The organism is uncultured Sulfuricurvum sp., assembly GCF_937936435.1.
GTDB lineage: Bacteria > Campylobacterota > Campylobacteria > Campylobacterales > Sulfurimonadaceae > Sulfuricurvum.
This window is the reverse complement of record NZ_CALDDG010000080.1, coordinates 1-7,188: the sequence shown is the minus strand read 5'-3', so window position 1 is coordinate 7,188 and position 7,188 is coordinate 1. Positions and strand designations below refer to the sequence as shown.

At 45.4% G+C, this 7,188-nt stretch carries 8 protein-coding genes and 1 pseudogene; 8 read left to right on the top strand and 1 reads right to left on the bottom strand.

Annotated elements, in window-relative coordinates; all coding sequences use genetic code 11:
• The 5 genes and pseudogenes from Q0389_RS08490 to Q0389_RS08470 form a co-directional block, all read left to right on the top strand.
• Positions 1-302: pseudogene (locus tag Q0389_RS08490) on the top strand (hypothetical protein); the annotation flags it as partial.
• On the top strand, positions 299-1,396 hold the full coding sequence (gene ald, locus Q0389_RS08485; protein ID WP_298693479.1) for an alanine dehydrogenase: 1,098 nt from the start codon (positions 299-301) through the stop codon (positions 1,394-1,396). The pseudogene Q0389_RS08490 and the gene ald, both read left to right, overlap by 4 nt.
• On the top strand, positions 1,393-1,710 hold the full coding sequence (locus Q0389_RS08480; protein WP_298693478.1) for a hypothetical protein: 318 nt from the start codon (positions 1,393-1,395) through the stop codon (positions 1,708-1,710). The genes ald and Q0389_RS08480 overlap by 4 nt, the downstream gene beginning before the upstream one ends.
• A gap of 44 nt (positions 1,711-1,754) precedes the next feature.
• On the top strand, positions 1,755-2,045 hold the full coding sequence (locus Q0389_RS08475) for a 2Fe-2S iron-sulfur cluster-binding protein (protein WP_298693477.1): 291 nt from the start codon (positions 1,755-1,757) through the stop codon (positions 2,043-2,045).
• An 8-nt stretch (positions 2,046-2,053) separates the two neighbouring features.
• Positions 2,054-3,283, top strand: a complete 1,230-nt coding sequence (locus Q0389_RS08470) for an FprA family A-type flavoprotein (protein ID WP_298693476.1) — start codon at positions 2,054-2,056, stop codon at positions 3,281-3,283.
• Positions 3,284-3,286: 3 nt separating this feature from the next.
• On the opposite strand, the gene Q0389_RS08465 is transcribed toward Q0389_RS08470, so the two are convergent.
• The gene (locus Q0389_RS08465; RefSeq protein WP_298693475.1) at positions 3,287-5,179 is read right to left on the bottom strand and encodes a hypothetical protein; all 1,893 of its coding nucleotides are present in this window, start codon (positions 5,177-5,179) and stop codon (positions 3,287-3,289) included.
• 176 nt (positions 5,180-5,355) lie between these two features.
• Between Q0389_RS08465 and Q0389_RS08460 the strand changes: the two genes are divergently transcribed.
• The 3 genes from Q0389_RS08460 to Q0389_RS08450 all read left to right on the top strand — a co-directional run.
• Positions 5,356-5,685: a nitrogen fixation protein NifQ gene (locus Q0389_RS08460; protein WP_298693474.1), complete on the top strand. Its 330-nt coding sequence runs from the start codon at positions 5,356-5,358 to the stop codon at positions 5,683-5,685.
• Positions 5,682-6,695 carry a MoxR family ATPase gene (locus tag Q0389_RS08455; protein ID WP_298693473.1) on the top strand — a complete coding sequence of 338 codons (1,014 nt, stop codon included), beginning with the start codon at positions 5,682-5,684 and terminating at the stop codon, positions 6,693-6,695. The genes Q0389_RS08460 and Q0389_RS08455 overlap by 4 nt, the downstream gene beginning before the upstream one ends.
• A 41-nt stretch (positions 6,696-6,736) precedes the next feature.
• A partial coding sequence (locus Q0389_RS08450; RefSeq protein WP_298693472.1) for a hypothetical protein occupies positions 6,737-7,188 on the top strand: 452 nt, incomplete at its 3' end.

Below are 7,188 nucleotides of genomic sequence, written 5' to 3'. Positions count from 1 at the left end.
TGCAATGCGGTGTGTATCGTAACGGCGTTTGTACGCAAGTGGGGAACTATTCAGCTGAAATGGTTCATTTACTTTTAGAACAGCGTTTTATCGCGGGTGCGAGTGTGATATCATTAATTTTCGGGCGCTCATTTGATGCGGTTACGCACATTGAGGCAGGCAAATATGCCCATAAGCTTTACCTGATTTCGGAAGAATCGAATGCCGGGTGCAGCGGAATAGGGGCATTTTATGACGACGAAGCGCTCTGCTGGTCGGTTAATCCGCTGCTCTATGCAGTGGCAATCGGGGGAAAAGTATGATTATCGGTATTCCAAAAGAGATTAAAACGGATGAATTTCGCGTCGGTATCACTCCATCGGGAGTTCGTGAGCTTTGTAAACGCGGTCATACACTGCTGGTAGAAGCTAATGCGGGAGTCGGAAGCGGTTTTTTCGACGAAGAGTATGTAGAAGCAGGTGCCAGTATCATAGCGACGCCTGAGGAAGTGTACTCCTCATCCGAAATGGTCATGAAGGTCAAAGAACCGATCGAAGTCGAATACGCCCGCTTAAAAGAGGGACAGATCCTTTTTACCTATCTTCATCTGGCCGCCGATAAAGAACTGACGGAAGTTTTATGCCAAAAACGGATTACCGCATTGGCTTATGAAACGCTCAAAATAGGGCGTCGATTACCGCTTCTTGAACCGATGAGCGAGATAGCGGGGCGGATGGCGACACTGTTCGGTGCTGTTCATTTGGGACGTTATAACGGCGGAAGCGGGCGGCTGCTCGGAGGTGCCGTAGGAGTTGAGCGAAACCGTGTCGTTATTTTGGGTGCGGGGGTCGCGGGTAAATCGGCGGCAGATGCCGCAGCGGGGCTGGGTGCGGAAGTGACCATGCTTGATATCAATACCGAACGTTTGACATATTTGCGTGACGTTATGCCTGCCAATGTCACGATGCTTTATTCGACACATGATAGCATATTAAATAGTATTAAAAATGCCGATCTGGTTGTCGGAACCGTACTATTGCCGGGTGCCAAAGCTCCGAAACTGGTGACAAAAGAGATGCTCTCAGATATGAAAAAAGGGAGCGTAATCGTCGATGTATCGATTGATCAAGGGGGATGTTTTGAAACTTCCCATGCGACGACGCACTCGCATCCGACGTTCGAAATTGACGGAATTGTCCATTACTGCGTAGCGAATATGCCGGGAATGTACCCGCGTACCTCTACGATAGCGTTGACGAATGCGACTATGCCGTATGCGTCGATGATCGCTTCCACCCCTTTGCACCTGCTGCTTGCAGATGAAGTTTATCGGGGTGCGCTTAATACGTATAACGGTATGGTAACGAACGAAGCTGTTGCACTTGCGCATGGAATGACTTATAAGGCTGACGTATGAATGAAATCGATAAAGCAAACGAAATTCTTGGAATTTACCGTTTTTATAAAATGGACGGTAAATTGTATCATTACGATGAAGACGACCGGCTTGACGATTTGTTCGAAGCGGTAGTAAACGCTATCAATGACTGCGGTATACTTAAACCGCTTTTGCCACGCGATGAGTTCGTCATTCCCTGTCGCGGTTTGCAGAATAAAGAGCGAGTATGGCTGCAACGGTTCGAACATCAGGATACCCGAGCTTTTTTTCTAAGCGATATATACGATTTTCTCCGATTATTTGTCGGAAGAACAAAATTACGGGTCAATTAGAATACTAAATGCATTTTCCTTTCTAACCAAAGGAGGGATGACTGATGGCAACGGTATTTCTCAAAAACGACAATATTAAGATTAATGTTCCGGTCGGAACAACCATGCGTTCCCTTGCGGAAAAAAGCGGTGCTTCGATGATTTTTGGCTGCAGAGTCGGCGATTGCGGCACGTGTATCGCCAGAGTGTTGGAGGGGATGGAATATCTCTCTGCCCTGAATGAGAAAGAGGAAAAGCTTCTTCAAATGATCGATTCTCGCGAGAGCGACGTCCGATTTATGTGCCAATGCTCCGTTACCGATAAAGACGGAAATATTGTTATCGAATATATTTAGGACACTTAATGATTCCAGACATTCTCACTATTAAACCCGACGTCTATTTTACGGGGGCATTTGATCCAAAAATCCGTACTTTCGATATTATTATGAAGACGGCGAACGGAAGTTCATATAACAGCTATGTGGTTCGCGGAAGCGAAGGTGTAGCGGTAATGGATACCGTCAAGAAAGAGTTTTCGGACGATTTTTTTGCCCGTTTGGAACGGGTATGCGACTACAGTGAAATCCGCTATATCGTTTTACACCATCTCGAACCCGACCATTCGGGGGCATTGATCGAACTCATGAGCCGTGCTCCCGAAGCGAAGTTGATTATCTCGGGCCGTGCCGTCATGATGCTCAAGGGCATCATTCGAACGGATATTCCGTATGAGATTGCAACCACGGGCAAAAAAATCTCACTCGGTGATAAGACGATCGAGTTTTTAATGACCCCTTTTTTGCATTGGCCCGATACGATGAGCAGTTATTTGCATGAAGAAAAACTCCTTTTCAGCGGGGATGTATTCGGAAGCCATTACTATGACGAGCGTCTTTTTGACGATGCGGTCGGCGATTTTTCGTATGCTTTCCAATATTATTACGACCATATCATGCGGCCGTTCAAACAGCATGTCTTGAATGCATTAAAACTCTATGCACGGTTCGATATTGATCTGATCGCGCCGCTTCACGGTCCGATATTACGTTCGAATCCGCAAGGGTATATCGCCAAATATGCCCAATGGAGTTCCGAAGCTAAATTCCGAAAAAACGAATTCGGAACGAAGATGCTTTCGGTGTTTTACATCTCCAGTTATGACAACACCCATAAAATGGCGGAAAAAATGATGCAAGGTGCAGATGCCGTCGAGGGGATACGTGCCAGCATGTACGATCTTGCATCTTTGGATGAGAACAACATGATCGATCTTCTCGAAGAATCGGACGCGGTTCTTGTCGGTTCGCCAACCATTAACGGAGATGCCGTTAAACCGGCGTGGGATTTGCTCTCGTGTATGTCGTATCTGGAAAGCAACGGAAAAATCGGAGCGACGTTCGGCTCCTACGGATGGACGGGAGAAGCTCCCGAAATGCTGCATGACCGTCTGCGAGGCTTGAAATTTCGGGTTCCGCTTTCTCCGATGAAGGTCAAACTGATCCCTACCGAAGAGGAACTTGAAGAGTGCGTCGCATTTGGACGAGAGATAGCCGAAATCGCCATGGGAAAAATGGTCGAAATCGAAATGTAAGGCTCAATACTCGATAAAAGTGAGCGATAAAATGTCATTTTTGTAATTATCTTGCAGTTTATACTCCCGATAACCGTATGACAAAGCGATACCGACAAGATACTTTTTCCCTTCATAGATGAGAAAACGGTGGGTTGATTGCCGATCGTTATAGCGTAAAATAACTTCATCAAGTTCCATCTGTTCCATTGGACGGATACTCGGATGGGTAGTTGAAATGACGTATCCTTTACGATCTACAAAACATGAGAACCCTTTTTTTCCAGCGGGGAAGCTGTCCTGAAGCATAGCCTGAAATTGCGGGTATGAATCAAATACGATCCCGATCCCGCCGACAATCTTTTCATTCTGGCGTATTGTCGCGCTGTAGATATAAGTGGCTTCATTTTGGTAATACGGAGTCGGTTCAAATGCGCTGACAAAATAGTTTTGTCCGATTTGGTTGCTGAGTGTTCGGGATATGTAATCACCTGAAATTTTATTCCCTATGATACTTTGATCGTTTGAAGATGCTACGATAGTCGCATCACGGTTGTAGATAAAAAGATTGGTGTAAACCGTGTAAAGATTGTTGATGTAAGAGAGAACATCGTTCATCCGTTTGGTATCGGAGGTAGCGTCGCCGAGTTCTTGTTCGAATAAGGGAGTCATGGCCCACCAGCGGCAGTCGTTAGCTCTTTCGTAAAGATTCCGGTCCATAATCTCTATTGCCAGTTTTGCAGCGGATTGGGCATCATAAATCAATCCTTCCATAATCGTGTTTTCGAGATTATTGACGGTCTCTTTGATGGTGGTGAGGATGGCGGAACTAACGATACGAAGATTATCGAGGACAGGCGTGAGTACATATACCTGCTCTTTGGAGGCGATCAATTCACCGTTAATGATTACGTCACTCAAATCTTCGATAACGTCGTCGGCTTTTCGGATAATCGATTTGATGTTATCATCCAGTGTGCATTTTACCCCTATCGTATCTTCGACTGGAGGCTTCTGGGAAGATTTTCGTGCGTTGATATATGAAACGCTTTTCCACGACGGTGTTCCGAAATACCCTTCATACCCTTTTGTAGAAGCGCTTACATAAAGATTGCCGTTTTCAAAAGTGATTTTATCATTGCTTTTTTTAGGTTTTTTGATTGCACCGACCGAACTCTCGGAAGTGGCGATAATTTGCTTTCCGTCGGTAATATAGACGTGTTCCGAAGGGCTAAGCAAAGAGGAAAAAATACGTTCCATCTCATCTTCAAACCGAAAACAGAGTATCAATACTCCCATAGGCTGATGGTTCTCAACGATTCGCTGCGCAAACATCAGCGACTTGTTTTGAGATGAAAAAAGAGGGCTGTAGGCGTATCGCTCTATATAACCGTCAGTTGCCAGCGCTTCTTCGATGATCGGATCGTGAGCCGTATCACTGATGACGTTACCGCTGTTAATATTCAATGCAACCCTGCCTTGTGTATCGGCAATAATGATTTCATGATAAACGCTGTATTTGAGAGTATATTCGACAAGCCGTTTTTTCAACATCTCGGCGGATTTGTCACCCCGTAAAAACTCGATAATAACGTTGTCCGTAGCCAAAAAACCGACATCGGCGGTACGTTCAAAAAGGTTCCGAATCAGAATATCAATGCTGATTTGAGCTTTTGAATGGAGCTCTTCGGTATGTTTTTTGACATTTTCCTGAATCAGTAAAGGGATTAGTTCATCTTTCAGATCCGTAAACGTTTCGATAGTTTTTTCGGTAAATGAGAAAAGGTTGGCCGCTTTTTCCAGAGCGGAAATTTTTCCGGTCAAAATAATTTTTTTTAAAAAACGGTTCTGATTGTCGAAAAGTTCTACACTGTTGCGTATAAACGGGAAAAGTTCTAATAATTGAGAGTCGTTCATTATGACTTGTTAACCTCACCTGTAATATACGTAAATATAACAGGTATTTCTACGTTTTTGCCGTATCGGGCTTCTGCGTATATGATTAATTTTTAATCATATTTAGCCATATTCGTATCCGATTAATAAGAATAGAAATTGCATTTTCTAGTCAAGTATTAGATTAGGAGGATGCTATGAGCGAACATGACCTAATGTGCCGCGAGATTGAGAACTTTCTCAAAAAATATGCGATAGATGATAAAGCACGCTATGAGATAGCGCCGATGATTGCCAAAAAATCGTTGGAAATGAACCATCTGTATCAAGATCTCGGATTTAAAAATCGGATTCAAATGGGTGCATTTATGAGCGAACATTTCCCCGGCCTCGCACGCATCAAACCTAAAGATAAACTTTGGAAAAAATTTCTTTACGATTCCATCGGCAAAGTGGCTCCGGCATGCGTCAGCTGCGATGACCAAGAACATTGTTTCACCTGCATCATAGCCGAGGCGAGCGCGTGAAGAGTCCATCGATTACAACAACCGAACTGTATCAACACCTCGACACGCTGATCGCAGCCGATATACCCGTTTTTATCCATGGAAGCCCCGGAATCGGAAAATCGTATATCGTTGCCGACATTGCGGCAAAACACAATCTGGAACTGATCGATGTGCGTCTTTCGCAAATGGACCCTGTCGATTTACGCGGCGTACCGGCTATTCGGGAAGAGCAGACCGTTTGGATGAGCCCCGTCTTTTTTCCGAAAGATCCCGAATCGAGCGGTATCTTGTTTCTGGACGAATTAAATTCTGCCCCTCCATCCGTGCAGGCAGCGATTTATCAGCTAGTCCTTAACCGTAAAATGGGAGAGTATGCTCTGCCGAGCGGATGGCGGATCATTTGTGCCGGAAACCGGATTAGCGACCGGGGTGTCGTTTTCCGTCTGCCTACACCGCTTGCAAACCGGATGGTGCATCTGAATGTCGAAGCGCGTTTCGAAGATTTTAAGCTCTTTGCGATTCGAGAAGGGCTGCATCCGTTCATCATCGGGTTTTTGAGTTTCCGTCCCGATCTGCTCACTTCCGAGCCTGTCAGCGATGACGATTCGAATCCCGCTTTTGCAACACCGAGAAGCTATCATATGCTTTCATCCATTCTAAAGAAAAACGATAACGTCGCATCCATCGCACCGATTGTATACGGTTTGATCGGATACGGTGCCGGTATCGAATTTCTCTCTTACGTGAAGGTATATGAAAAACTTCCGAATGTTGAAGAAATCTATAACGGAAATTATCCTGAAATCGACAAAAGCGAACCGGCATTGCTTTATGCACTGGTTTCTGCCATGGTCGAACTTTACCGCGGAGGAGAAGAATCGACGAAACACCTGTTCGGATTTGCTCAGGTACTCCCGACCGAATTTGGCGTGATGCTGATTAAAGACGTCATCGTTAAAGACGCTGCAGTGGCCGAATACTCCGAATTTGATGCATGGATCGAGCGCTATGGCGACTATATCCTCTAACGCTTCGGGCTCTGGCCGTACCGATCATGGAGAGTTCTAACGTGCAAGAGCCGTCTTTTGATGAAGCAATCGAGAAAATACGGGTTCAATTTCTGTTTGATCACCCGTTTTTGAGCGTATTGGCCCTCTCTATTCCCCATAAATATCAGACAAATCCCCATATGCTGTTCGAAACGGACGGTATCAGTATCCGTATCGACGTCTCAAAAGCGGGGGGGATCGATAACAACAAGCTCAAATATCTGTACGCCCATGTCCTGCTGCATATTTTGCTCAAACACCCTTTTCGGATGAAGGGGCGCGACAAACCGACATGGAACCGAAGCTGCGACATCGTACTGGGATTGCTCTTAAGCGATTTTCAACGGGTCGGGAATGCGGATGACGACGCAATCATCCTCGAGTCATTTCGCGACAAAAGTGTCGAAGAAGTTTACCACGCACTCTATCGTGAAAGCGACGAAGGGGAAGGAACTCCCGATGATACGAATCC